The following is a 26,102-nucleotide window of genomic DNA, read 5'->3' on the forward strand; positions in this document are numbered from 1 at the left end:
AGTATCAATAAAACATAATGTTGTTGTTGCACGGCATAAACACCCTGCGATGAATATTTATTAGCAAGCAATGTTCCAATAATTTAGTTTGCCTGCGTTTTTCTAAAATATTGTTGCATCGCAAATTCATCAAACATTTTTTGCTCTGCTCGTTGCTCAGCTAATTGTTCAGCTTGTTTTTGTTTATCAATAACCGATTGAATAGCTTTACGCTTTCTTTGTTGGTTTAGCCATAATGCTCGGCGCTGCTCGACTACTTTTTTGGCCGTTTGAACTTTATTTGACTGCACTGAACAAGCTTGATCTAATTTTCCAATGAACACATGAAACCGATTCATTTGCTGGATCCCAAGTCCTTTTTTTCCTTGGTCTAACACATCTTGCATGTATTGTTTTTTGTGTTCTTGTAATGCCTGAGAACGGATTTCATGCTCCGCTAAATCGTTTTTCGCTTTACCATAATCAGCCGCCATTCGATCTTCTTTACGCTGTTCCATTTCAACGACTAAGTACAATTGTTTATTAATCATGATTAGCTCGCTCTAAACTGTTGCGTCAGGGTATCTAAATGTCCCATACAATCATCAAACGCGATCACATCGTGCATTTTTTGTTGTAAGAATTCATCAATTTGCGGTTTGATTGAAATAGCGGTATCAACAATGGGATCACTGCCTTTGTTATAAGCTCCAATCGTGATCAAATCTTGATTTTTTTGATAAGCAGAATAAAGTGTTTTAATAACTCGGGCTTGATCTTGGTGTAGCTCAGTTGTGACCGCAGGCATAACACGTGAAATTGATTTACCGACATCAATCGCAGGATAATGACCACTGTCTGCCAATTCACGTGACAAAACAATATGCCCATCAAGGATCGCTCTTGAAGCATCGGCGATAGGGTCTTGCATATCATCCCCTTCTGACAACACAGTGAAAAAAGCGGTTATCGAACCCTGACCTTCACCTCCGTTGCCGGCACGTTCAACTAAAGCCGGTAACTTGGCAAAAACCGAAGGTGGATATCCCTTAGTTGCAGGGGGTTCACCAATAGCCAGCGCAATTTCTCGTTGAGCTTGTGCATAACGCGTAATTGAATCCATCAGTAATAAAACATCCAGACCTTGATCACGAAAATATTCTGCCACCGCCACCGCGGTTTCACATCCCTTCAAGCGCATTAAAGGTGAATTATCTGCAGGTGCGGCCACCACAACGGAACGCGCTCGCCCCGCTTCACCCAAAATTTCTTCAATAAACTCTTTTACTTCTCGGCCACGCTCACCAATTAACCCAACAACAACGACATCTGCGGTTGCACCTCGGGTCATCATGCCAAGCAGTACCGATTTACCAACACCAGAACCGGCAAAAAGCCCCATTCGCTGACCTTTGCCTACGGTTAACATGCCATTAATCGCTTTAACGCCTACATCGAGCGGTTCACTTATTTGTCGTCGCGAAAGAGGGTTAATCGCTTTATTTACGCTTGCCGTACGCTGCTTACTGGTTATTGAACCTTTGCCATCTAAAGCTCGACCGGCACCATCAATCACTCGACCGAGTAAATGCATGCCAACAGGAATACCTTGTTCAACAGAAAGTGGAGTGACTTTTGCGCCCGGTAAAATGCCTTTAATATTTTCACTCGGCATCAGAAAAATTTTATTACCATCAAAGCCAACTACTTCAGCATCAATAAAGCCACTTTCAGTTTCAACTGAACATAAGCTCCCCACTGAAGCTTGGCAGCCAATCGCTTCAAGCGTAAGCCCAACAACCCGCACTAAACGGCCGGCGACTTTAGGGCCTGAGTGGCCAATATTATGATGATATGCTTTTAATTTTTGGCACAATGCTTCAGCAGACATAGGCAAAACAAACCTGATTGGTAAATAAACAAATGAATTTATAGTCTTCTCGCTCAGGTTTTATGGTTCATTGTCAGCGCTTACTCGCCCCAATCACATAATAGAGCATATGCTCATGGGATCTCGAAGCTTGACGGCTTCCCCTAAAACCCGATCGCTTTGACTATAGTTATTATTTAATAATTAACGCGAGTGTTAATTCTGAAAAGCGTAAAAATTGACGCGTCGTTTTATAACGAGCTATCCTGCAAGAATCTATCCAATATTTCAGAAGTACGTTGTTCAATTGTATAAGTTACACTGGAGGTATCCGCTTTAATTTCACAGCAACCTCGCGCAAGAGCAGGTTCAGGTAGCAAGCGCCAACCTTTTTGTTTTATGCCGTCTTCACCATATGATTCAATTAAAATTGCAATGTCATCCGGATGTAAGTGCATTTCGAAATGTTGAGTATTAACAGGTAACGCGTCTATCGCTTCTTTTACAGTTTTTAATAAAATATCAGGATTCGTCTTAACTTCATGCTTAATCACGGCTTTTGCTAATTGTGTAACCAGCATTAACAGTTCTTTTTCAACACTTTCGTCAACATGACGGATAGGCTCGTCTAAACAATCAATGAGCTGCTGCCAAATTTGAACTTTCTCATCGATGATCTCTTTAGCTTCGGTAAGCCCCGTATCAACACCTTCGGCTTTACCTTCGGTAAAACCAGCCTCTTTTCCTTCGATATGACCTTCGGCTTTACCTTCTGTAAAACCGGCATCTTTACCTTCAGCAAAGCCCTCATCGTATGCGGCTTGACGAATCGCTTCAATTTCTTCTAATGTTGGAGGCTTAGGTGGCTCGGGCTCGGGTTCAGGTGGCTCATATACCCAACCTTCGGGTTTACGCAACGCATTGGTATAATCATCCGATTTAACTTTGCCACTTGTAACCGTCGGCACTTCCCACGTTTTGCTTTTTTGGGCACTCGCTTCAGACGCTTTAATGTAACGGCGAAATTTATCTTGTTCACTCATGTTTATAAGAACTCTTCGCCGCCGCCGCCGCCTAACATAATTTCACCGGCATCAGCTAAACGTCGAGCAATTGAAAGCACTTCTTTTTGCGCACTTTCAACTTCACTCACTCTGATTGGCCCCATTGCGTCTAAATCATCTTTCAATAATTCTGCCGCTCGTTTAGACATATTAGCCATGATCTTATCTTGTAAACCTTCATCAGCCCCTTTAATGGCTCGCATAAGAGCTTCTTGTTGTACTTCGCGTAAAATAGCTTGAATACCTTTATCATCAACATCGGCTAAGTTATCAAATACAAACATAAGGTCTTGGATTTGCTGGCTCATCTCTTCATCATGTTCACGGATAGCATCCATTAACTGACCTTCAATATTAGTATCAAGGTAGTTCATAATATCAGCCGCTGCTTTTAAGCCGCCCATTTTAGCCGCTTGAGCACCCGCTTGACCCGCAAACTGTTTCTCCATAATTTCGTTCAATTCTTGCAAGGCCGCTGGTTGCACTTCTTCTAAATTAGCAATACGCATCATTAAATCAAGCCTAACTTTTTCAGAGAATTGCGACATGATTTCAGCTGATTGTTCAGGGTCAAGATAAGACATAACGATCGTTTGAATTTGTGGATGCTCGTTACGAATAATATTAGCAACCTGTTTTGAATCCATCCATTTTAATGAATCAAGGCCTTTAGCGCCTGAGCCCATGATAATTTGTTCAATTAAGTTACCGGCTTTTTCTTCACCTAGTGCAGCCGTTAACGCTTTCTTCACAAACTCTTCAGACTGGAAGCCAATAGTTGAGAAGCTTTGAATCTCATCAATAAAAAGTTTATGAACGGCTGTAATTTTATCTTGGGTAAAATCTTCTAACGAGGCCATCGCCATACCCACTTTTTGAACTTGCTTAGGTTCTAAGTGTTTAAGTATCTGAGCTGCATCTTCTTCAGATAGACTTAATAGTAATATGGCTGCTTTTTCAACGCCTTCTAAACGTTCAACATCGAATTGTGGGCTACTTTCTTCAGACATCTTCGTTTAACCACGCTTTAACTACTTGAGACGATAATTCAGGTTCATTCGCGACTAACGCTCGAACCGCTTTAAGTACATCTTCATCTTTATGCAAATCAGGAAGCATCAATGAGCCATCAGATGCAAAACCAACCGCACTTGAATCAAACTCACTCGATAACATATCAATGGTTTCGTCACCCAAATCAACACCCGAATCAAGCAAGCCGTCATCATAATCATCTGGCGTATCTTCTGGGTAGATAAGTTTGCGTAACATCGGACGCACAACAAATACAATAAGCACGATAATAATCAACATACCCGCTAACAGGCGAGATAACTTATCAAACCAAGGCTCCTTATAAAACGGAACCACAATATCTTTACCAATATCATCACGTGTAAATGGAATGGTGATCACATCAAGCGTGTCACCTCGTTGCATACTAAAACCAATACTACCTTGCAGTAAACGTCGAATGTTGGCGAGTTCTTCAACTGCACGTGGAATTGATTCCATTTCGCCAGAATCAGCATTCGTTTGATGCAGATGATCAACAGCAACCGAAACCGTCACACGACGCACCACACCACTTTGTTGACGAGTATGACTGATCGTCGTATCTAATTCGTAATTTCGAGTTGATTCTCTATGATTTTTACTTGGCGAGCCATTGCCACTCCCTAAACCATTCGCTTCTTCAGGAATATTAGAATCAAGGGGGGGTTGGTTAGTTAAAGCACCAGGAATACCAATCGCACCGCCACCCAATGAGCTTGTTTCAACCGTCATTTCACTGCGCACTGCGGGTAAATCAGGGTTAAAACGTTTTTGCGTTTGTTCAACCGCGGTGAAATCCATCGTGACGTCAACTTGCGATGTATAATTGCCGATGCCAACAATCGGGATCATAATGGAATCTATTTTTTCCATGTATTCCCTTTCACGCTTTTGTTCTATTTCATATTCTTTGCGCGAACGCGCTGATAATGAGCTTTGCGAACCTGAATTAAGTAAACGACCGTTTTGGTCAGTAACCGTAATACGAGCGGGTTCTAAACCTTGAACCGCAGAGCCAACAATATCAACAACCGAATCAACCTCTTCACCTGATAATTGACGATTACGGTTTATGCTTAATACCACCGTGGCACTGGGTTTTTTCTCATGACGAGCAAAGACATTTTCTTTCGGGATGGCCAGTAAAACACGAGCGCGTTTTATGTTTTGTAATTCTTCAATGGTACGCGCGAGGCTTTGTTCGCGGCTATACTTTAAGCGTTCACGCTCGACCCGTTGACTCACACCAAAGCCCATATCTTTTAATAAAATATCTTCACCTTGCGCGGGGCCATTTTGCATACCCGCACGAGCTAACATCAATTTGATGTTTTGATATTCATCTTCAATAACTTTGATGGTGTCGCCCTCAAGCACATATTCAATTTTGCTTTGGTCGAGAAAATCTAACGTTTCAATTAATTCCTGTGTTTCAAATTTACCTAATGGACGTAAATCAGGCTCTTGCGCCCATAAAATAATAAACAGTGCAATCGCTAAACAAATGGTTAAAGCAAGGATCAAAGTCACTTGACGCAAAATATCAACATTTGATAATGCGCCCATAAAACCTGACTTTTGTTCTTCGCCTAATGGTGAATCCGAATCGCTATCATTGGCAATTGCGATATCAGTTGTTCCAGCTTGTTCAGCCACATTCACTTCCTCAAATACGTTTTAAGCCTAAACCGGCATTTGCATAATTTTTTGATATGCTTCAAGTACTTTATTACGTACTTGTAGTGTAGCTTCAAAAGCCACACCCGATTTTTCTTTTGCTATCATAGCATCAGCAATACTGACACTTTTATCACCCATTTCAAAAGCCGTTACTTTTGCTTTTGATTCATGACCTAAATCATTCACATTACTTAAGGCTTTTTGAAATAATTCACCAAAATCGGTTGTTGACGATTTAACGACACCTTGATCAGGTTTAACTTCTGGGGTTATGTTATTACGAGCGTGCGTAGAAAGCGACTGCATTTCGGCATAAAGTGAGTTTGCTGCAATATCAAATGAACCAATTTTCATGGTAATACCCTAAATTTGAATAAATACTGTCAAAAAATTGAAGATTGTATATTTTTTGACACGATAAGTAGGTAAATGCATGAGGTGTGCCAATGTTAATATTATTGGCAAAAAAGGGAGGAAACACAAAAGGCTCAGATAAACACAATTAAATTAATCGCATTTATCTAAGCCTCTAGACTCAAGGATTGAGCCCATACCCAAGTCACTTGGGTATAAATATGAAACGAGTTTAAATAAGACTAAACGGGGATCGCAATACCTTGATCACGCATTTTGGCAATTTTATAACGCAAAGTACGTGGACTGATCCCTAACTTGTCGGCAACCAAATTACGCTTGCCGTGAAAAGCGACTAAAGTATCGAGAATGATCTGTTGCTCTTGCTTTTGGATCTCGGCCCCCAAACGTTCAGGCTTGTCGGCTTCAATAGATGATTCAGCAACTGTTTCAATCATAGCGGTATCGGTTTCAAGTAAAATATCATGTTCCGTGATCGTTTCATTATTAGCGAGGATTAAAGCGCGTTGGATCACATTATCTAATTCACGAACATTCCCAGGCCATTTATGCTGTAGCAACTTACTACGAGCTTCAGGCGCTAATACATAAACCACTTGTCCGGTTTGAGCACAATGACGCTCAATTAAATTTTCAGCTAACGGTAAAATGTCCATTTTGCGTTCAGCTAATGGCAACCACGTTAACGGAAAAACATTTAAACGATAATACAGATCTTCTCTAAACTGGCCTTGGATCACCGCTTGTTTTAAATCTCGGTTACTCGTTGCGATCACACGCACATCTAACTTAATTGTTTTACTTGATCCTAAGCGTTCAACTTCGCGTTCTTGTAATACACGCAATAATTTAGCTTGAAGATTTAAATCCATCTCAGTGATTTCATCAAGTAAAATAGTACCGCCTTGTGCCTGCTCAAACTTACCCGGACACCCTTGTAAAGCCCCCGTAAATGCGCCTTTTTCATAACCAAATAAAGTTGATTCCAACATGTTTTCAGGAATAGCGGCGCAGTTTATCGCGACAAATGTAGAGTCTGCACGTTCAGATTGACAATGAATATAACGCGCAAGGACTTCTTTACCGGAACCACTCGGGCCATTAATCATCACATTAGCTTCTGATCGTGCCACTTTAGCTGCTAACGCCAATAATTTAATACTGGTCTCATCTGCAACAACCGGCGAAAAGCGTTCAGAACTAACCGCTGGCGCATATCGACTAACTAAATTAAGCAAAACTTCAGGCGAAAAGGGCTTAGATAAATAATCCGTTGCGCCATCACGCATCGCTTGAACAGCATCATTAATATTGGCAAAAGCCGTCATTAACAATACCGGCATATTAGGTTGATTAGCTTTAATAGACCGAAGTAATGACAAACCATTTATCCCCGGCATTTGCACATCACTCACCACTATATTGATCGATTCTTCTTTTAATTTGATAAGCGCATCTTCACCTGAGCAGGCCTCTACCGCCTCGTACCCAGCCATACCTAAGGTATCAACCACGGCTTCGCGCAAGGCTTGATCATCTTCAACAACTAAAACTTTTGCATTATTTTCCATGATAAATCCTCTAATTTTGGCCTGACACTTGCGCAAGCGTGAACGTATGATTAAGTGTTTCAACAATCGGTAGTTTTAAAATAAATTTAGCACCCTGACCTGAAGTTGATTCGATCTCGACGCGTCCTTTATGCTGTTCAATAACCGATTTAACGACCGCAAGCCCAAGACCTGTACCTTGCGAACGCGTAGTATAAAAAGGTTCAAAAATATGTGCGTGATGGGCGGCGTCGATACCAGGGCCATTATCTTGCACGCAGATACACACTTCATTGGGGGAGTTTATATCGCGACTCGCGCTCAGAGTGATCATGACGCCTTCACCGATGACTTGAATACTGTTGTGAATTAAGTTTTGGATTGCACTCGCCAAAGCGTTTTTATTACCTAAAATAATAATATCGGGTTCAGGTAATTGCGCTTCTAAACGGCCAGCACATTGAGTCAACATAGCTTCGCTGCCAATTTGTACTTCGCTTAGCAATTGTTGTAATGATATTTTTTGGGCAACATGATCTTGATCGCCTTTAGCAAACAGCAACATATCGGTTATTTGTTTTTCTAAATCTTGCAATCGAGAAATTAATTTTTGTTGAAAACTAATGCGAGAATTTGGTTTTAAAGATGAATTACCTAAATTAGCGGCATAAAGCATCGCAGCAGAAAGCGGCGTTCTAATTTGATGGGCTAACGTCGCCATCATTTTACCCAATGCTGATAAATGCTTTAATTTAGCCACACGAGATTGTAATAACCGAGTTTCAGTCATATCAGTTAATAACACCAATTGACCTGATTCGGGAGATAAATCCGTAGTTTGTAACTTAACTCGACGCCCATCTTTAAGTGAAACTTCATGACCATCGTCAGCTTGTGGCGCAAAAGCACGTTCAATAATCGTTAACCAGCGCTGACCTTTTAAAGGAGTGCCTAAAAAATCAATCGCGATTTGATTGGCATCTCTCACTAACCCCGACCCATCAATAATAACCACACCAGCAGGTAATACTTTTACAAGATGAGTTAAACTGGATGCTTGTGTTCTTAACGATGCAAGTTCACCTTGATAGGCTTCAACAGCCAAATCAACAGGGTTCTGTTCCGCATTTAAATTACAATCAAACATACAAATAAACCTCAGTGTCAATTTACTAACTTATTTAACTAACCTCACAATGCAGTTAACGTGCCAAAAAAAATAAATCATATAAAACAAAAACTTAGATTAAAAAAAATGACCAGTCATAAAAATGACCCACCGATTCAAGCGTAACGTTTTATAGAAATAAGCATTTATCCTTTTCTTGAATTCAGGTTTCATTGATTTGTAGATGATTCGATTTTTTATTTACGTTGTTGATAAGAAAACGTATTTTTGAGGCTAATTAGCGATTTTATTATGATCTAGTGCTATAAATAGTAAATACTCAACCCAATTGTGCCTTATATATTTTGACGTTTTTCAGACATCCCCTATTCATCATTTTGGTTTCGTTTGCTTGTTATTTTTGCTTTGCCAAAGTGGGCCTTTTATTTGCTATTCCGCCGGGGTTCGCCAGCGCAATTTGGCCTGCTGCAGGGATCGCTTTAGCAATCTATTTAAAATGCGGCCCTTATGCTTTACTGGGTGCTTTCATTGGTTCAACACTTGCTAATTTACAAGTTAATTCGATTAATTTATTAACAACCTCGATGACCGATTGGTTATTACCCTTACTGCTCGCAACAGGCACCCTATTACAACTTATCTTCGCCAAATATTTAGTTTTACGGTTTTTAAATCGTCCTATCAAAACAAATAATTTAAAATCGATCCTTTATTTTATTATGCTAATTGGCCCTGTTGCTTGTGTTATTGCGGCAACGATAGGCGCCTCGTCTATCGCATTGATCAACGATTTACCTTTTTCGGTGGCCAGTTTTATTGGCTTCACTTGGTGGGTCGGCGACTCTATCGGCACAATATTTTTTGCACCATTAGTCTTGCTATTAACAAGTAACACTTTATTTGAGAACAATACTTACCGCTGGAAAATTATCGTTCCATCAACATTATTGTTTATATTAGTTAGCTTTATTTTTTCGCAATCTAAAACGCAGTTTGAAACAAAAAAATATCAATTATTTGTTGATGATGCCGAGGTTTTTAGTCAAAGGTTTAGTCTTGCTCAACATACCATCGAGCAACAGCTATATGCTCTCTCAGGGTTATTTTATGCCAGTAACAAGGTATCAAGAGAGGAATTTGCGCACTTTAGCCAAATAATCAACCAAGGTAATGTCAAGCTCAGAGCGCTAGGTTGGATACCTAAAGTTTTGTCAGAGCAAAAAGAGGCCTTCATAAATCAGGTAAAACAAAGCGGTATAAGCGAATTTACCATAAAAAAATTAGCCTCAGACGGGCGCTTCACTCATGCACTAGCACAAGATTATTATTTACCGATCACCTACCTAGAACCTCAAAGCATTAACCGCCCCGCTTTAGGATTAGATGTGAGCTCTCACCCTATCGTACAAAATACCGTTAATTTAGCCATTACAACTGCGGAGCCGAGAATAACGCCACCCATCATGCTAGCTCAACAACAAGATAAATATACGGGTGTGGTTATTTATTACCCTTTATACAAAAATAACCAAATACCTATTTCTGTCGAGTCTAAATACAGGAATTTACTCGGGCTTGTTGAAGCCGTGGTCGAAGTGGATGCCTTGTTACTTTCTCTTTATCATCACGATAAACAGCCTTTATTTAATTTTCAGGTGATAACACACGACTCAAACAACACAGAAACAAGCGTCTACAACAATGGGTTTTCTTCTAACGCAAACTTTAGTTATACCACGCAAAATACCTGGTTGAATCAGCAATTAACCTTGAGGTTCTCAAGCGCTCAATCTTTTGAGCAAAGTTCATTAGACTGGGCAAGCTGGTATATCTTAATATTTGGTTGTTTACTGAGTACTTTTGGTATGATTTTCATCATGTTAGTGACCGGTTTTAGTCGAAAGTTAGAAGAACAAGTCAAGCAAAAAACGTATGAGTTACAAAAAACAAATGTAAAATTACAACAAGCGAATAAAGCAAAAGACCAATTCATATCAAATATGAGTCATGAATACCGAACCCCGTTAAATGCCGTTGTGGGTTATAGCCAAATAGGCTTAGCACAAACCAAAGATAAAGTAGCAAAAGGGCATTTTTCGCAAATTATGAATGCATCTGAACATATGTTGAATATTATCAACGATATGCTCGATTTAGCCAAAATGGGCTCTGGACGTATTAAGCTAAAACCAAAAGAGACAAACCTAGACGACATCATTTATCGTATTAGAGATGAATACGAAATTAAAGCATTGCAAAAATCAGTTAATTTCATTGTCCATTACCCCACAACAACATTTCCAACATTCTTGGCCGATGCTTATCGTATTCAGCAAGTTATTGGCCATTTATGCGCCAACGCAATCAAATTTACCAACCAAGGACAAATAAAAGTTACATTCACATTAGAGCCACAAACTGAAACGGAATGGTTGTTAATATGCAGCGTTAAAGACCAAGGCATTGGTATTGATGAAAAGCAGTTGCCCACCTTGTTTTCTGTATTTACTCAAGCAGATGAATCTGCGACCCGACAACACGGTGGAACCGGCCTAGGGTTAGCGCTTGTAAAAGAACTCGTCGATTTGATGAATGGAAAGATTACCGTTAATAGCGAAATCAATCTAGGTTCTGAATTTACAATTAGTTTGCCCTTAGAGACTACAGTAACCTTAAAAACACAACCAACTCAACCGACCTCTAACCAACCGACTAACACAGTCGCACTTAGTGAATTATTTGTTTTAATTGTTGAAGATAACGAAATAAATCAAATTATTGCGCAAGAACAACTGAAATTATTAAACATAAAAAGCGAAATAGCGGCAAATGGTAAAATTGCCTTAGATTACCTAGCCGAGCATACTGTCGATCTTGTTTTACTCGATTTACATATGCCGATTATGAATGGTTTTGAAACTGCAGCCGTTTTAAAAGCAGACCCAAGCAAAGCCAATTTACCGCTTATCGCCTTAACAGCGAGTGTTGCAGAACACGATAGGCTACAAGCGAAAGCGCTTGGCATTGATGTATATTTAACCAAGCCGTTTCAAACAAATGATTTATTAGAAGCAATTAAGCACTATATCAAGATAAAGGAAGATTAATAAAGATTAATAAAGATTAATAAAAATTAACAAAATAACGCTGCTGAACTAAAAAAGTTATTAGTTCAGCAAAAAATAAAGGTAAGACACAATAAACCTGTAACAAACGTATCGCGTTTTACCTTTAGCAAACAGAACTATATAGCACTGTCGTTTTCTTCGCCGGTGCGGATCCGAATAGCACGTTCAACTGGTGTGATAAATATTTTTCCGTCACCAATTTTGCCAGAACTCGCCGCATTAATTATCGCTTCGACACTACGCTCGACATCGTCGTCTGCAATGATGATCTCTAATTTAACTTTAGGTAAAAAATCAACATTATATTCAGCACCACGATATAATTCGGTATGCCCTTTTTGACGACCAAACCCTTTGACTTCGGTTACTGTCATGCCCGTTACACCTAACTCGCCCAAAGCTTCACGTACATCATCAAGTTTAAACGGTTTTATGATGGCAGTTATACATTTCATACCTTTACGTCTCCATTGCCTAAAATTTAAGAATTATTATTTTCATTAGCATGCGTTAATAACGCGTTAAAATAAAGTGTTATTTTTCAATATAAGAACAGTCTATATTGCTTATAAACAATAATAGTCAACTTATTATCGTTTAACGTCAAAAAATTCTATATTATTAAAAATAATTACTCTAACAGAAGATAGTTAATCATGATGGATCAAGCATATATTGTAGAACAGATGAAAGTTAAACCGCAGATTGATACCCAATTTGAAATTGCACGTCGAGTGAGTTTTATCAAAACACAACTTCTAGCGGCTAAACAAAAAAATTTAGTGTTAGGTATTAGCGGTGGCATCGACTCTTCAACGCTTGGTCGTTTAGCACAACTCGCCATTGATGAACTCAACACAGAAAATACAGGCGAGTATCAATTTATTGCCGTTAGATTACCTTATGATGTGCAAGCAGATGAAGATGACGCACAAATGGCCTTAAGCTTTATTCAACCTTCAAAATCATTATCCGTTAATGTAAAACCGGGGGCCGATAGTATTCATGCTGAAACCTTAGCTAAAATGCAAAGCGCCGGTTTAAAGCCCGAATCTGAAACGACGATAGACTTTGTTAAAGGTAACGTAAAAGCCCGCACGCGTATGGTGATCCAATATGAAATTGCCGGCCTTGTCGGCGGGCTCGTTTTAGGTACCGACCATTCCGCAGAAAACATCACCGGTTTTTATACTAAGTACGGTGACGGTGCTTGTGATTTAGCGCCTTTATTCGGCTTAAACAAACGTCAAGTAAGAGAAATAGCACAAGCATTAGGCGCGCCAGACAAACTCGTATTTAAAGCACCAACCGCCGATTTAGAAGAATTAGCGCCACAAAAAGAAGATGAAGCCGCACTCGGGATCACCTATGATCAAATTGATGATTTTCTTGAAGGTAAGCCAGTTTCACCTGAAATTGCGACGAAACTTATCACTATATTTGAGCGAACAGAACATAAACGTCAAGCCATTCCAACTATTTATGATTGATAGCTAAACTGGCTATAAATCATAAAAGATAGAATAGGCTTATCATCTGCCTATTCTATCTTTTAGTGATGAGCGTCTAATTTCTTATCTTGAACCCACATTATACGCCCAACCACTACCCCTTAAAATAAAACTAGAATTTAAGTTAAATAAAGCTACAGTTACAGGTATATGGATTAACATGAGTTATTAGGATGATAACCAAAGGTTTTACTTTACTCGAGTTTTTAATTGTTGCGATATTAGTGATTATCCTAATGACCTTAACAGCACCAACAATGACAAATTTAAGGCTTACCTATAATGTAAAAGCCGTTATGGAACGCTTACATAAAGACCTCGTCTTTAGTCGCCACAGCGCCATTAATCAACAAAGCAGGATCACTTTTTGCCCATTAAACACAGCTAAAAAATGCCAAGGCAATTGGCAACAAGGCTATTCAATATTTATCGATAAATATCCATTAAATGAATATGATGAAAAAACGGATACGCTATTACTAAAATCACAATTAGAGAACCTTGAAGGACGATTAATATTCACCGGTGGGAAAGTGCTAATATTTGATAGTGCAGGTATGCTTGATTCAGCCAGTGGCACTTTTCAATATTGCCATAATCAAGATAAAACAGCGCATTATACCAAGGCATTAATTATTAACCTAAATGGTAGAATACGAAAAAGCCAAGACATTGATCACGATGGGATTGATGAAAAAAATTACTACGATAAAAATTCAGATTTATCCTGCGTCCCCCGAGCTAAAGCTTAATTAATCATCCAGCATAATTTAAGCTTTATTTTTGTTATATTCAAAGAGCGAATATCCATCTTCATCTAACTCTAAAATACTGCCTTGATCATACCAATCCCCTAACACAATCCGAGTTCCTCTATTGGTCGCTCTAGCATGATTGTGAATACGAGGCCGATGGGTGTGACCATGGATAAGTAAATCGACTTGCCAATCATCCATACATTTAGCGACCGCTTGCGTATTAACATCAAGAATAGACATTTGAACCTGACTTTGTTTTTGTTGGCTTTCTTGACGTAATTTTTGCGCAATTTTATGGCGAGTGCGCAAAGGCAGGTGTCGTAAAACAAATAAAACAATCGGATTGCGAATGATCCGTCTAAACTTTTGATAACTCACATCATCAGTACACAAAATGTCACCATGCATGAGTAATATCCGTTGCTGATATAACTTAACAATACTCGGATCGCTTAATAACGTCATGCCACAAGCTTTACAAAAACGTTTGCCAATCGCAAAGTCGCGATTACCCACCATAAAATAAATCGCAATACCGTCATCAGACACCTTTTTCAAAGCTTGTTTAATCGGGAGCAACCAAGTTGAAGGGTCATCATCACCAATCCAGTAATCAAAAAAGTCGCCTAAAATATATAAGGTATCGGTTTTCGGGTTAAGCGAGGTTAAAAAATCAACAAACATTGCCGTGATGTCTGGACGGTTTTCTGATAAATGCAGATCAGAAATAAAATAGTAAGACATAGTTATACCAATCCGTAATAATAATTGCCCACTCAGCGAGCGTTTAAATGCGCTTAATCAAGGCGCTTGAATGAAAGAATAGCGGTGCTCTTTTGAGTTCGAGCAACACAGAGTAAGCGTATTTAAAACTCGCCTGAAAGGAATGCCCCAGCGGCTTTTGACCTGCGTTATCGGTATTTGACCATTCCTACACAAAAATGTCTGGAACATTTTTGAACAGCTTTGCTGGCTTTAGCGAAAGGCAGGATGCCTGAAGTACACCGACGCCTTGTTCAAAAACCGCTGGATGCATTTTGAGAGATCACTTATTAATATGAATTGGTATTAAATTCTATGAGGGCTTTTTAATGAATAATATGGAAATGGGTATCAGGATGAAACAAAATACAGCATAAACACATTCATTAATTGACCAAATGAAACATTCAAAACAAAAAGAGTAAGCACTAAGCTTACTCTTTAAACATAATAAAAAGTGACGCTCAAAATGAGCTGATAGTTATTCTGCTACCGTTACTTTTTCAACAATAATATCTTCAACCGGAACATCTTGATGATAACCAGCGTTACCCGTTTTAACTTGTTCCATTTTTTGTACGATATCTAAACCTGCAGTTACTTTACCAAATACCGCGTAACCCCAGCCATCTTGTGTTTCAGAGCGGAAGTTCAAGAACGCATTATCAGCAACATTAATAAAGAATTGCGCACTCGCTGAATGAGGTTCCATTGTGCGAGCCATGGCCAACGTACCGATTTCATTTTTTAAACCGTTGTTAGCTTCATTTTTAATTGGGTCACGCGTTGTTTTTTCTGCCATGCCCACTTCCATGCCACCGCCTTGGATCATAAATCCTTTAATAACACGGTGAAAAATAGTGCCTTCATAATAGCCTTCTTGACAATATTGTAAGAAGTTTTTAGCTGAAACAGGTGCATTATCAAAATCAAGTTCAATTTGAATATCGCCCATATTAGTAGAGAAAGTAATCATCGTTATAATCCGTATTAAATTTAAGGCCGTTATTCTATACCCAAAACCATTAAAATTGTATGCCACAGCCAGAAAAAACATATTAAGGCCTTAGAAAGGCCATGACGTAAGTTTTGTGAATTGTTATACTCGCGGCGATTAAAATTAGCTAAAGCAGAGACTTTTATATGTTGCATATTTACAATACCTTAAGCCGTCAAAAACAAAAATTTGAGCCTATTCATGCCAATAAAGTAGGTTTATATGTCTGCGGTGTTACTGTATATGACTTATGTCACATTGGTCATGCTCGCACTTACATCGCGTTTGATAACATGGTGCGTTATTTACGTTTTATTGGTTATGACGTGAGTTACGTGCGTAACATTACTGATGTAGACGACAAAATAATTAAACGCGCGTTAGAAAACCAAGAATCATGTGAAGCATTAACAGAACGTACAATCGCTGACATGCATCAAGATTTTGATTCACTTAATTTATTACGCCCTGATATTGAACCTCGTGTAACCACGCACATGAGCGAAATCATCGATATGGTTGCCACCTTAGTTGAGAAAGAACACGCCTATGTTGCCCAAAGTGGTGACGTGCTTTTTGATGTGAGTAGCTTTGATAACTACGGTCAATTAAGTGGTCAAGATTTAGAACAATTACAAGCGGGTTCGCGAGTTGATGTTGATACCACAAAGCGAAATCCGCTTGACTTTGTACTTTGGAAAATGGCAAAACCAAGTGAGCCTAGCTGGCAATCACCTTGGGGTCTAGGCAGACCAGGCTGGCATATTGAATGCTCAGCGATGAATGCTAAAGAATTAGGCGCTCATTTCGATATTCATGGCGGGGGCTCAGATTTATCATTTCCTCATCATGAAAATGAAATAGCACAAAGCTGCTGTGCATTAAACACACCTTATGTTAACTACTGGTTGCATTCAGGCATGGTCCAAGTTGATCAAGAAAAAATGTCTAAATCATTAGGTAATTTCTTTACGATAAGAGAAGTGCTTAAGCAATACGATGCTGAAACCACACGTTACTTTTTAACATCAGGCCAATATAGAAGCCAACTTAATTATTCAACCGATAATTTAGATCAAGCGCGTACCGCACTCGAGCGTATCTACACCGCTTTACGCGATGTAGACCTTAATAATGAAACAGAACTCGCCAAAGATGATGCATTTGTTACGCGCTTTTGTGCTGCGATGGATGATGATTTTAACACCCCCGAAGCCATTGCTGTCTTATTTGATTTAGCACGAGAACTTAATATTGCTAAACAGACAGATCAAGCCAAAGCGCAGCAATTAGCATCTACCTTGAAGCAGCTCGGTAGCATTATTGGTTTATTACAGCAAAAACCTGAAACCTTTTTACAAGCGGGCAGTGACAATGACGAAGTAGCAGTCATTGAAAAATTAATTCAGCAAAGAATTGATGCACGAGCAGCCAAAGATTGGGCTTTAGCAGATCAAGCAAGAGCTGAATTAACCAGCATGGGCATCATTTTAGAAGATGGCGCTAACGGCACACAGTGGCGTAAAAAATAGATATAGTCTTCTCGCTCAGGTTTTATGGTTCATTGTCAACGCTTACTCGCCCCAATCACATAGTAGAGCATATGCTCATGGGGTCTCGAAGCTTGACGGCTTCCCATAAAACCCGATCGCTTTGACTATAGAAACATGATCAGTCTAAATTGTTTTAGGCTGATCATTAGGTTGAGCGTAAATGCGGATTAATGCTTGTTAACGATATGCTTTAGACCAATTAATATAAATAAGTGATCTCTCAGTTATTATTACGGATTGGTATTACTTATCTGTTTTCTGGTTTTTTAGTCAAAAAGTCGATTAGATCGGTTGTTGCAACTAATTCATCTTTTGGTGTTAACGCTTGTAGGCCTGGAGAGAAATAAGGGTTTTCAACACGGATTATTTTCCGTTTTTCAAAATTAGCGTATTTAATTACAGATTGGATCATATCTGAATGATATAAAAGCTCATCGTAACTACCGTCTTTTAAAGCTAATGTCATACCTTCAATTAACGCTTCATACAAGGCCTTATTTTTGTGACTCACATAAAAGTAAAACGCAGATGGATAAACCAACATTAAATTTTTCTCAACAGCCAATTCAAGTTCTTGCCGTTGAGATAAGTCTTTCCAGGGTTCATGAACAGCCAAAGGCATAAAATCAAAACGCTTTAAATTAAGCATCTGCCAAAGCCGACGCCCCTGAGAAGACGTAATAACATTAATACCCGCAGCCCTTAATACTTTAGTGTCCCCCCAAAACAACCCCTGCCCTGCTGTAAACTTTTGCAAATCTTGAAGCGTTTCAACTTGATCAAAAATAGGTTGATCACGTTCATTAATCACAAAAATTCGATAACCCAACAAGCCTTTGAAGATTGGAATTTTGATTGCTTGAAGATCACGCTCAGCAATAGAAGATGCACTCGCCCACACAACGCTGATCAAATTATTATCAATATAGCGAGTTTTACGCCCATCTGTAATAATTTCATTAATGCTTGTTATACAGGTACTATCAATAACTTTACCAATTGAAAGCTTAAATAAAGAGACAATAAGTTGATCTTTACTGGATTCAATTTTAGGTAATGAAACCGAAAGTTCACAACAAAGCACACTGAAACTTAATAAATTAAAAGATAAAAACCAAGCTAGCTTTATATTTTTTGACAACTTAAACCTCTGAAATGTGATATGGGCAAACCGTCTATTAGGGAATACGAGCGATTAATTCAAAAAAGTCACAAGCGCAATACACTTGCGAGCAACTTAAACAATAGTCATTATAGTTGATGTTTTGTATTTAGTCGCAAGCTTAATATTAAGATCAAAAAAGCCACGGTAAAGTGGCTTCTTATGCTTATATTTATATCAGGCTAAATAAAGCAAATAATGTTATTTATCTCTATTTTTATTTTCATGAAATTTAACTAAACGCTTACGTTTACGCGCTTCACTTAACGTCATTTTATTTGATTTATCTGCAAATGGGTTATCACCTTCTTTAAACTCTATCCTTATCGGTGTACCCATCATTTCAAGCGCTTTACGGTAGTAATTCATTAAATAACGCTTATAAGAATCAGGTAAATCTGTAACTTGCGTTCCATGAATTACCACTATCGGCGGGTTATGGCCACCCGCATGTGCATATTTAAGTTTAACTCTTCGGCCTTTAACCATCGGTGGCTGATGATCATCTACGGCCATTTTCATGATACGAGTCACCAGTGATGTGGTTAATTTTTTATTCGCAGACAAGTAGCCTTCATCAATTGATTCATATAAGTGCCCCACGCCGGTACCGTGTAATGCCGAGATAAAATGTAACCGGGCAAAATCAATAAAGCCTAATCGGCGATCAATTTCTGATTTAATTCTTTCTTTAATATCATTATCTAAGCCGTCCCATTTATTAACAGCGACAACAATAGAGCGGCCCGCATTTAATGCAAAACCAATTAAGCTAAGATCTTGATCACTTATATTTTCACGTGCATCAATCACAATTAAAACCACATGTGCATCTTCAATTGCTTTTAGGGTTTTAATAACCGAAAACTTTTCGATTGTTTCATTAACTTTTTTACGTTTTCTGACACCTGCCGTATCAATGATTATGTATTCTTTACCTGCGCGTTCCATCGGGATATAAATACTGTCACGCGTTGTACCAGGCATATCAAATACGATAACGCGATCTTCGCCCAACATACGGTTGGTTAAAGTCGATTTGCCCACGTTAGGTCGGCCAACAATAGCAAACTTTATTGCGCGTTTAGTTAATACCGCGTGTGCTTTTTCTTCTTCACTTAAATTAGCATACTCTTCAGCATTACTTTTTTCATCTTCAGGTTGAACCAACAACTCACCAAACTCGTCAAATTCTTCCTTCTCTTCAATAACCATGTCAGGAAAATTATCAGATAAAGGAGATAAAACAGTTTCAATTAACGAAGTAACGCCTCGGCCATGTGCCGCGGCAATTTGATGGCAATCGCCTAAAGCTAAGGTATAAAATTCAGCTGTGTAAGAATCGGCATCAATACCATCTGTTTTATTAACAACTAAGTTAACTTGCTTATCAAGACGGCGTAAATGATTAGCCAACGCCGTGTCATCTGCCGTGACACCCGCTCGGGCATCAACAAGAAATAAAACAACATCAGCTTCTTCAATCGCCAGTAACGATTGCTCAGCCATTTTGGCATCAATGCCTTCTTCATCACCGGTAATACCGCCAGTATCAATAACAATGAAATTATAACCATTATGAGCCGCTTGACCGTATTTACGATCCCGCGTTAAACCAGGGAAGTTAGCCACTAATGCATCGCGGCTGCGGGTCAAGCGATTAAATAGTGTCGATTTTCCAACATTAGGACGACCAACCAGCGCAACAACAGGAACCATGACTACCTCAAAAACGAACAAATAAAAACGAGCGGAGCAAGCAATAACTCAGCCAAAAAATGGGCGCAAATTATAGCACAGCATTTAACCTACTGATATACCCAAGTGATTGACATATGCTCAAGTGACTTGGGTGTATGTCACATATCAAGCGATTTAAAATATAAAAACACCAGCATTTGCTGGCATTATTTAATTAATTTTAACAGTCATTATCGAGGCTTAATGTCGCCAATTTAAACCGATAAAATATTGCATGCTTTGATAAGTAATATCTGGTAACGTTTGTGTACCGCCATTATCCAACGTTTTTTCAAGCTGATCGCGTTTTTTATAAATACCACGTAAACCTAAATCAAATGAGACGTTTTCAGTAAACAAATAACGAGTACCCGCATAAGTATGCAAGCCAAAGCCCTCTGACACGCTGCCAGTATGCTCATTACCTTCACTTGACGAATTGATCACTCGATAATAAAGCGGTACAGAAATTTCAGCCCCCGCATACCAATGCCAATTGCCATTTTGTGCAAATTCACTGTCATAGGCATAACCAACACCAATCTCAATATTATCGCTTGATTCTGTAATCGCGCCCGTCACTATTTTTAAGCCTGCTTTTGCGACTTCTGCTTCAATGACTTCAGGCGAGTCACCAAGTTCGGTATGTTTTTGACGGATAAAATCTTTTAATACTTTATTTAACGGTGCAGAGCCGGTGCTCTCTTTTAAATGATAACGGCTGTAATCATAGGTATTAAACATCGTCCCAATGATAAATTGTCCACCAGGGTACAACTGGTATGCCGCTTTGATTTCAAGCTCTGAAGAACTAACTTTAAAATCATTTTCTTGGATCGAGCCAAACGATCCCAATTTCCAGTCTTCTTTTTCTACATTTTGAATCAAAGTTGATGAGGTTCCAATATAAACACCCCAATCATCTGAAAGTGTACTGTATGACTTAGAACGATGCATCGGGTTCATCACGCTTGTTTTGGTTTTTAAATTTTCACTTTCTTGAATTCCCCCTAAAAAATTGGTAATCGATTCTTGATAACTAACCTGCTCAAAACCAATAGAAATAACACTATAATTAATTTCTTTCTTCTTGTTTTGAGCTGACTTTTGCGTTGAGGAGTCAGCAATCGCGACACTTGAAACAGCAAGGCAAGATAAACCCAAAGTTGTGATCGCGGTGAAACGTGTAAACATAAAAATCCCTTAAACTTTAACAGTAACAATAACAATGATTAACCATTTATAAAAAGGGTTAAATATCAATCAATTATCGAGTTATATTATGCAAAATGGGATGAAATAGCGAGCGAGAAGTTAAGCTAAAAAGTAAATAGAGGAAATATGAAATATTTATAAATAAACGGTAAGTAATGCGTTTTGCAGTGACTTACCGAATATATGAGTACTAAAAAGATCGACTCTCAAAAATATAGCGTTCCGGCGCAACAAAACCCGTTGTTTGATTCATTGGTTTACTTGATGCATTTTCGTCAAAAGCCACCGCTGATATCTCACCTGAGCTTGCTTGAACAATAAGCGTTTTATCATCAATAACACCAGGACTGTACAAGCCTTCACGATCAATTAATAATTGCGCTTCAATTGCCCCCGTTTCAGTGTTTAACCAATGCACATAGCCTTCAAAATCGCCAACTGCGATTCGACCATCATGAATAATAGGTGCCGTTAATTGACGATTAATAAGCTCGGCACTACTCCATTTCTCGACACCATTGCGGCGATCGACAGCTAAAATATTACTTTTTTTATCAACTATATACAGGTCATTGCCTAGAGTCGTCATATTAACGTAGCCTGCATACTCACGTTTCCATACAATGCTACCATTACGATAATCCATTGCAGTCAAAGTACCGCCATACGACAAACTATAAATCAAACGACCAATAACCAGTGGTGTCGAATCAATATCAACAACACGTTCAAGTTCAGTTGATCCTGAAGGGGTGGCGACAATTTCTTCCCAAGCTAATTGACCGGTTTCAGCTAAATAAACCGATAACTTACCGTTAGCACCACCAACCATAATCCCGCCATTAGCAAAAACCGGAGCAGAAGAGCCGCGTAAGGTTAAGACAGGGACTTCAGATTCAGTATGCCATTTTTGCTCGCCGGTTTGTGCGTCAAGCGCAAATATATGACCTGCCGTTGTATGAACGTAAACCTTCCCCGCTTCAGCAACAGGTGAAGAAACCACTTCACCTTTTACTTTTACACGCCAAGCAATTTCACCTGTGGCTTGGTTTAACCCGATAACTTCACCGTCTTCCGTACCCAAATAAACATGGTCGTAAGAGGCAACTAGGCCGCCCGCAACACGCGCAATTTTTTCATCATCAAAACCAAATATCTGCCAAAACGAATTAGGCACTTTGCGCACATCGGCACGCCATACTTGTTCACCCGTTGATTTATCTAATGCATAAATATCGCCGCTACGAGAAGCGACAAACACTTTATCGTAAGCAACCGTAGGCGATAACGATGAATAAAAAGAGTCAATACCCGAAGAAACGCTAAAATCCCATTGCTCAGTTAAAGGCAATGGCGCCGATAAAACCGGCAAAGGTGCCGGCAGATCCGCTATATCATCATTACTAGCACAGCCTTGTACACCGAGTACAATAGCTGAAATCAGTAATAATGGCTTCAAACCGCAATGTTTTATCATATTACGAAGCAACCAATTGAGAGTTAACCGCTAAGTCATCTAATTTCATTTGTAACACAGGGTTACCGTTAAGGCCGCCATTATCAGCTGCCGCTTGATAAGCATCACGTGCTTTATCATTTTCGCCTTTCTGTAAGTAGATATCACCTTTTAACTCATCAACTCGCGCTTCAAAAGCGGCCGGAAAAGTTTGATTAGTGATCGCTAAAGCGTCATCACTTTTATCTTGAGCAACAAGCACTCTCGCCAAACGGTAATTAGCCAGTGCTTTAATTTCGACTTTATCCGCGTTAGCAACAACCCAAGCTAATTGCTTTTCGGCTTTTGCATATTCAGATTCTTCGGCAAATGTTTTAGCAAGCATTAACGCAGCGAGTTCAGCATAACCTGAGTCACTATTAGCCTTAATAAATGATTCTGCTTTTTCAGGTGAAATAGATTCAACGACTTCATTATAAGCAACAGATTGTGCTTCTTGTGCTTTAACGGTTTCTTCTTGGTAATAATTGTATCCACCAACACCCGCTAAACCCGCGACAACACCGACGACAATGGAAATACCATTTTCACGCCAAAATCGTTTAATTGCTTCTACTTGTTGTTCTTCAGTTGTGTAAGTTTCCATTTTCTACCTCTGGAGTGCATTTTCTAGCTCTGCCGTGACAGAGTCTATTGAAATTGTTGTTTGTTCTTGTTGAGTACGTAAATATTTTAATGTGACTTGATTATTTTGTACTTCATCATCACCAATAATAATGGCTAATTCTGCACCACTTTGGTCCGCTTTTTTAAATTGCTTTTTAAAGTTACCACCGCCGCAATTTAATTGAATTCGACAATCAGGTAAAGCATTTCGAATTTGCTCCACTATCACAGGGGCTTTTAATAACGCACTATCACCTTGCACAATAACATATGCGTCAACGGCACCACGAATATCTTCAGTTAACCCTAACGTTTCAAGAATAAGCACTAAACGCTCTAATCCCATGGCAAAGCCAACCGCAGGTGAACCTTTGCCACCTAATTCAGCGACTAAGCCATCATAACGACCACCAGCACAAACGGTACCTTGTGAGCCTAAACAATCCGTTACCCATTCAAAAACAGTACGATTGTAATAGTCTAATCCACGCACTAAGCGTTCATTTACTCGGTATTGGATACCTAAAACGTCTAAACGTTCACATAATTGTGAAAAATGTTGTTCTGATTCTTCACTTAAGTAATCTGGTAAGCGTGGGGCGCCCGCTAACATTGCCTGTACTTCTGGATTTTTACTGTCCAATACACGCAGAGGGTTAGTTTCCATACGTCGCAAGCAATCGTCATCTAATTTGTCTGTATTCGCTTGTAAAAACGCAACTAAGGCTTCTCGATGCGCTGCGCGATCTTCACTTGAACCCAGCGAGTTTAATTCAAGAGTCACTTTATCTGCAATACCAAATTCACGCCAAAAACGTGCAGTCATCGCAATCACTTCAGCATCAATATCGGGGCCATTTAAGCCAAATGTTTCAACACCAAATTGGTGAAATTGGCGGTAACGACCTTTTTGTGGGCGCTCATGACGAAACATCGGTCCCATATACCATAATCGCTGAATTTGGTTATAGATAAGACCATGTTGATTACCTGCACGCACACAACTTGCCGTACCTTCAGGACGCAAGGTTAAGCTATCACCGTTACGATCGTCGAAGGTATACATTTCTTTTTCAACGATATCAGTGACTTCACCGATAGACCGCTTAAACAATTCGGTTGATTCAACAATCGGCATACGTATTTCACTATAGCCATAGCTCGCAACCACTTTACGTAAAACAGATTCGACTTTTTGCCAGACGGGTGTTTGCGATGGCAAACAGTCATTCATGCCTCGGATGGCTTGTATATTTTTTGACACAGAAATTAACTCTTGTTATGCGTACTTTATTTAACTAAAAGTACATTTTATTTAATAATCTTTAAGATTGGCTTAAATCAGCCACATCTATTCGTTTACTTTCATCTAAGATATTAGCTTTAGCGCGAATATGTCGCTCAAGTGTATCGACTATATTGGTATTATCAATTCGTTCTTTCTGCCTTTCACCGCCCAGGTAAAAACCACTGTGCCCTTTAGCACCGGCGAGGCCAATATCACTAGCTAACGCTTCGCCAGGTCCGTTGACGACACAACCAATAACCGAGACGGACATAGGCGTAACAATATCTTCTAATCGCTCTTCCAACGCATTCATTGTGCTGATAACATCAAATTCTTGGCGTGAACAACTCGGGCACGCAATAAAATTGATGCCACGTGAACGAATACGCAATGACTTGAGGATATCAAAACCAATTTTAACTTCTTGAACAGGGTCGGCTGCCAAAGAAACGCGCAAGGTATCGCCAATACCATCATTAAGTAACATACCTAAGCCAATGGCTGATTTCACCGCCCCAGCTCTCGCACCACCAGCTTCAGTAATACCTAAGTGCAATGGATTATCAATTTGTTTTGATAATAAACGATAAGCTCCAACAGCTAAAAATACATCTGATGCTTTAACGCTAACTTTAAATTGATCAAAGTTAAGGCGGTCTAATATATCCACATGACGCATTGCGGATTCAAGTAAAGCCTCTGCTGTGGGTTCACCGTATTTTTCTTGGATATCTCGCTCTAATGATCCGCCATTCACACCAATCCTGATAGGGATATTTTTATCGCGAGCACAATCAACAACCGCTCTAATACGCTGTTCATTACCAATATTCCCGGGGTTAATGCGTAAGCAATCAGCACCATACTCAGCGACTTTTAAAGCGATGCGGTAATCAAAGTGAATATCAGTGACTAGCGGCACATCAACACGTTGTTTGATGATTTTAAACGCTTCCGCAGCTTCCATAGTCGGAACAGAAACGCGGACGATATCAGCACCAGCGTCAGCTATCTGTTGAATTTGTGCAACAGTTGCGTCAACGTCGGTTGTTTCAGTATTTGTCATTGACTGTACTGAAATAGGAGCATCGCCGCCGACTGCAACCTTGCCAACCCAAATTTTTTTAGTCAATTTTCGTTTGATGGGCGATTCATGAAACATG

Annotated in this window: 22 protein-coding genes; 4 read left to right on the forward strand and 18 right to left on the reverse strand. The window is 39.3% G+C overall.

Annotated elements, in window-relative coordinates; genetic code table 11:
• Positions 1 to 83 precede the first annotated feature (83 nt).
• The 8 genes from fliJ to DPX34_RS01850 form a co-directional block, all read right to left on the reverse strand.
• Entirely contained in the window at positions 84 to 530 is a 447-nt protein-coding gene (fliJ, locus tag DPX34_RS01815; RefSeq protein ID WP_111976688.1) for a flagellar export protein FliJ, read from the reverse strand.
• Between the two features lie 2 nt (positions 531 to 532).
• Entirely contained in the window at positions 533 to 1,870 is a 1,338-nt protein-coding gene (fliI, locus tag DPX34_RS01820; RefSeq protein WP_111976689.1) for a flagellar protein export ATPase FliI, read from the reverse strand.
• 230 nt (positions 1,871 to 2,100) lie between these two features.
• Positions 2,101 to 2,892: a flagellar assembly protein FliH gene (gene fliH, locus DPX34_RS01825; protein ID WP_111976690.1), complete on the reverse strand. Its 792-nt coding sequence runs from the start codon at positions 2,890 to 2,892 to the stop codon at positions 2,101 to 2,103.
• A gap of 2 nt (positions 2,893 to 2,894) precedes the next feature.
• Positions 2,895 to 3,923 carry a flagellar motor switch protein FliG gene (fliG, locus tag DPX34_RS01830; protein WP_111976691.1) on the reverse strand — a complete coding sequence of 343 codons (1,029 nt, stop codon included), beginning with the start codon at positions 3,921 to 3,923 and terminating at the stop codon, positions 2,895 to 2,897.
• Positions 3,916 to 5,625 carry a flagellar basal-body MS-ring/collar protein FliF gene (gene fliF, locus DPX34_RS01835; RefSeq protein ID WP_111976692.1) on the reverse strand — a complete coding sequence of 570 codons (1,710 nt, stop codon included), beginning with the start codon at positions 5,623 to 5,625 and terminating at the stop codon, positions 3,916 to 3,918. The genes fliG and fliF overlap by 8 nt, the downstream gene beginning before the upstream one ends.
• A 27-nt stretch (positions 5,626 to 5,652) precedes the next feature.
• Positions 5,653 to 6,003 (reverse strand): flagellar hook-basal body complex protein FliE, encoded by a 351-nt coding sequence (fliE, locus tag DPX34_RS01840; protein ID WP_111976693.1) that lies wholly within the window; start codon positions 6,001 to 6,003, stop codon positions 5,653 to 5,655.
• A 242-nt stretch (positions 6,004 to 6,245) separates the two neighbouring features.
• Positions 6,246 to 7,595 (reverse strand): sigma-54-dependent transcriptional regulator, encoded by a 1,350-nt coding sequence (locus DPX34_RS01845; protein ID WP_111976694.1) that lies wholly within the window; start codon positions 7,593 to 7,595, stop codon positions 6,246 to 6,248.
• Positions 7,596 to 7,605: 10 nt separating this feature from the next.
• Complete coding sequence (locus DPX34_RS01850; protein WP_111976695.1) at positions 7,606 to 8,721, reverse strand: sensor histidine kinase; 1,116 nt, start codon at positions 8,719 to 8,721, stop codon at positions 7,606 to 7,608.
• Between the two features lie 359 nt (positions 8,722 to 9,080).
• Here DPX34_RS01850 and DPX34_RS01855 point away from each other — a divergent pair, with 359 nt between their 5' ends.
• The gene (locus tag DPX34_RS01855) at positions 9,081 to 11,810 is read left to right on the forward strand and encodes a CHASE domain-containing protein (RefSeq protein WP_269815497.1); all 2,730 of its coding nucleotides are present in this window, start codon (positions 9,081 to 9,083) and stop codon (positions 11,808 to 11,810) included.
• 137 nt (positions 11,811 to 11,947) lie between these two features.
• Here the strand turns inward: DPX34_RS01855 and DPX34_RS01860 are convergent, their stop codons facing one another.
• A complete protein-coding gene (locus DPX34_RS01860) occupies positions 11,948 to 12,286 on the reverse strand; it encodes a P-II family nitrogen regulator (RefSeq protein WP_111976697.1) in 339 nt (112 codons plus the stop codon).
• A 204-nt stretch (positions 12,287 to 12,490) separates the two neighbouring features.
• On the opposite strand from DPX34_RS01860, the gene nadE reads away from it, so the two are divergent.
• Both nadE and DPX34_RS01870 read left to right on the forward strand, forming a co-directional pair.
• A complete protein-coding gene (gene nadE, locus DPX34_RS01865; protein ID WP_111976698.1) occupies positions 12,491 to 13,321 on the forward strand; it encodes an NAD(+) synthase in 831 nt (276 codons plus the stop codon).
• Positions 13,322 to 13,578: 257 nt separating this feature from the next.
• On the forward strand, positions 13,579 to 14,094 hold the full coding sequence (locus tag DPX34_RS01870; RefSeq protein ID WP_157964588.1) for a GspH/FimT family protein: 516 nt from the start codon (positions 13,579 to 13,581) through the stop codon (positions 14,092 to 14,094).
• Between the two features lie 18 nt (positions 14,095 to 14,112).
• Here the strand turns inward: DPX34_RS01870 and DPX34_RS01875 are convergent, their stop codons facing one another.
• Both DPX34_RS01875 and DPX34_RS01880 read right to left on the reverse strand, forming a co-directional pair.
• Entirely contained in the window at positions 14,113 to 14,844 is a 732-nt protein-coding gene (locus DPX34_RS01875) for a UDP-2,3-diacylglucosamine diphosphatase (protein ID WP_111976700.1), read from the reverse strand.
• A 499-nt stretch (positions 14,845 to 15,343) separates the two neighbouring features.
• On the reverse strand, positions 15,344 to 15,838 hold the full coding sequence (locus DPX34_RS01880) for a peptidylprolyl isomerase (protein WP_111976746.1): 495 nt from the start codon (positions 15,836 to 15,838) through the stop codon (positions 15,344 to 15,346).
• Positions 15,839 to 16,005: 167 nt separating this feature from the next.
• On the opposite strand from DPX34_RS01880, the gene cysS reads away from it, so the two are divergent.
• Positions 16,006 to 17,391 (forward strand): cysteine--tRNA ligase, encoded by a 1,386-nt coding sequence (gene cysS, locus DPX34_RS01885; RefSeq protein WP_111976701.1) that lies wholly within the window; start codon positions 16,006 to 16,008, stop codon positions 17,389 to 17,391.
• A gap of 268 nt (positions 17,392 to 17,659) precedes the next feature.
• On the opposite strand, the gene DPX34_RS01890 is transcribed toward cysS, so the two are convergent.
• From DPX34_RS01890 to ispG, 7 genes are all read right to left on the reverse strand, one after another.
• Positions 17,660 to 18,553, reverse strand: a complete 894-nt coding sequence (locus tag DPX34_RS01890; protein ID WP_111976702.1) for a diguanylate cyclase — start codon at positions 18,551 to 18,553, stop codon at positions 17,660 to 17,662.
• A gap of 222 nt (positions 18,554 to 18,775) precedes the next feature.
• The gene (gene der, locus DPX34_RS01895; protein WP_111976703.1) at positions 18,776 to 20,293 is read right to left on the reverse strand and encodes a ribosome biogenesis GTPase Der; all 1,518 of its coding nucleotides are present in this window, start codon (positions 20,291 to 20,293) and stop codon (positions 18,776 to 18,778) included.
• 222 nt (positions 20,294 to 20,515) lie between these two features.
• A complete protein-coding gene (locus DPX34_RS01900) occupies positions 20,516 to 21,508 on the reverse strand; it encodes a hypothetical protein (protein ID WP_111976704.1) in 993 nt (330 codons plus the stop codon).
• A 211-nt stretch (positions 21,509 to 21,719) separates the two neighbouring features.
• Entirely contained in the window at positions 21,720 to 23,006 is a 1,287-nt protein-coding gene (bamB, locus tag DPX34_RS01905) for an outer membrane protein assembly factor BamB (protein ID WP_111976705.1), read from the reverse strand.
• A 1-nt stretch (position 23,007) separates the two neighbouring features.
• Positions 23,008 to 23,631 (reverse strand): YfgM family protein, encoded by a 624-nt coding sequence (locus DPX34_RS01910; protein WP_111976706.1) that lies wholly within the window; start codon positions 23,629 to 23,631, stop codon positions 23,008 to 23,010.
• A gap of 3 nt (positions 23,632 to 23,634) precedes the next feature.
• The gene (gene hisS, locus DPX34_RS01915) at positions 23,635 to 24,915 is read right to left on the reverse strand and encodes a histidine--tRNA ligase (RefSeq protein ID WP_111976707.1); all 1,281 of its coding nucleotides are present in this window, start codon (positions 24,913 to 24,915) and stop codon (positions 23,635 to 23,637) included.
• A 61-nt stretch (positions 24,916 to 24,976) separates the two neighbouring features.
• Positions 24,977 to 26,101, reverse strand: coding sequence for a flavodoxin-dependent (E)-4-hydroxy-3-methylbut-2-enyl-diphosphate synthase (gene ispG / locus DPX34_RS01920; RefSeq protein ID WP_111976708.1), 1,125 nt, complete (start codon positions 26,099 to 26,101; stop codon positions 24,977 to 24,979).
• Position 26,102: the final 1 nt, after the last annotated feature.

Origin of the sequence: Algibacillus agarilyticus, from assembly GCF_003286125.1 — a bacterium.
Lineage (GTDB): Bacteria > Pseudomonadota > Gammaproteobacteria > Enterobacterales > Alteromonadaceae > Algibacillus > Algibacillus agarilyticus.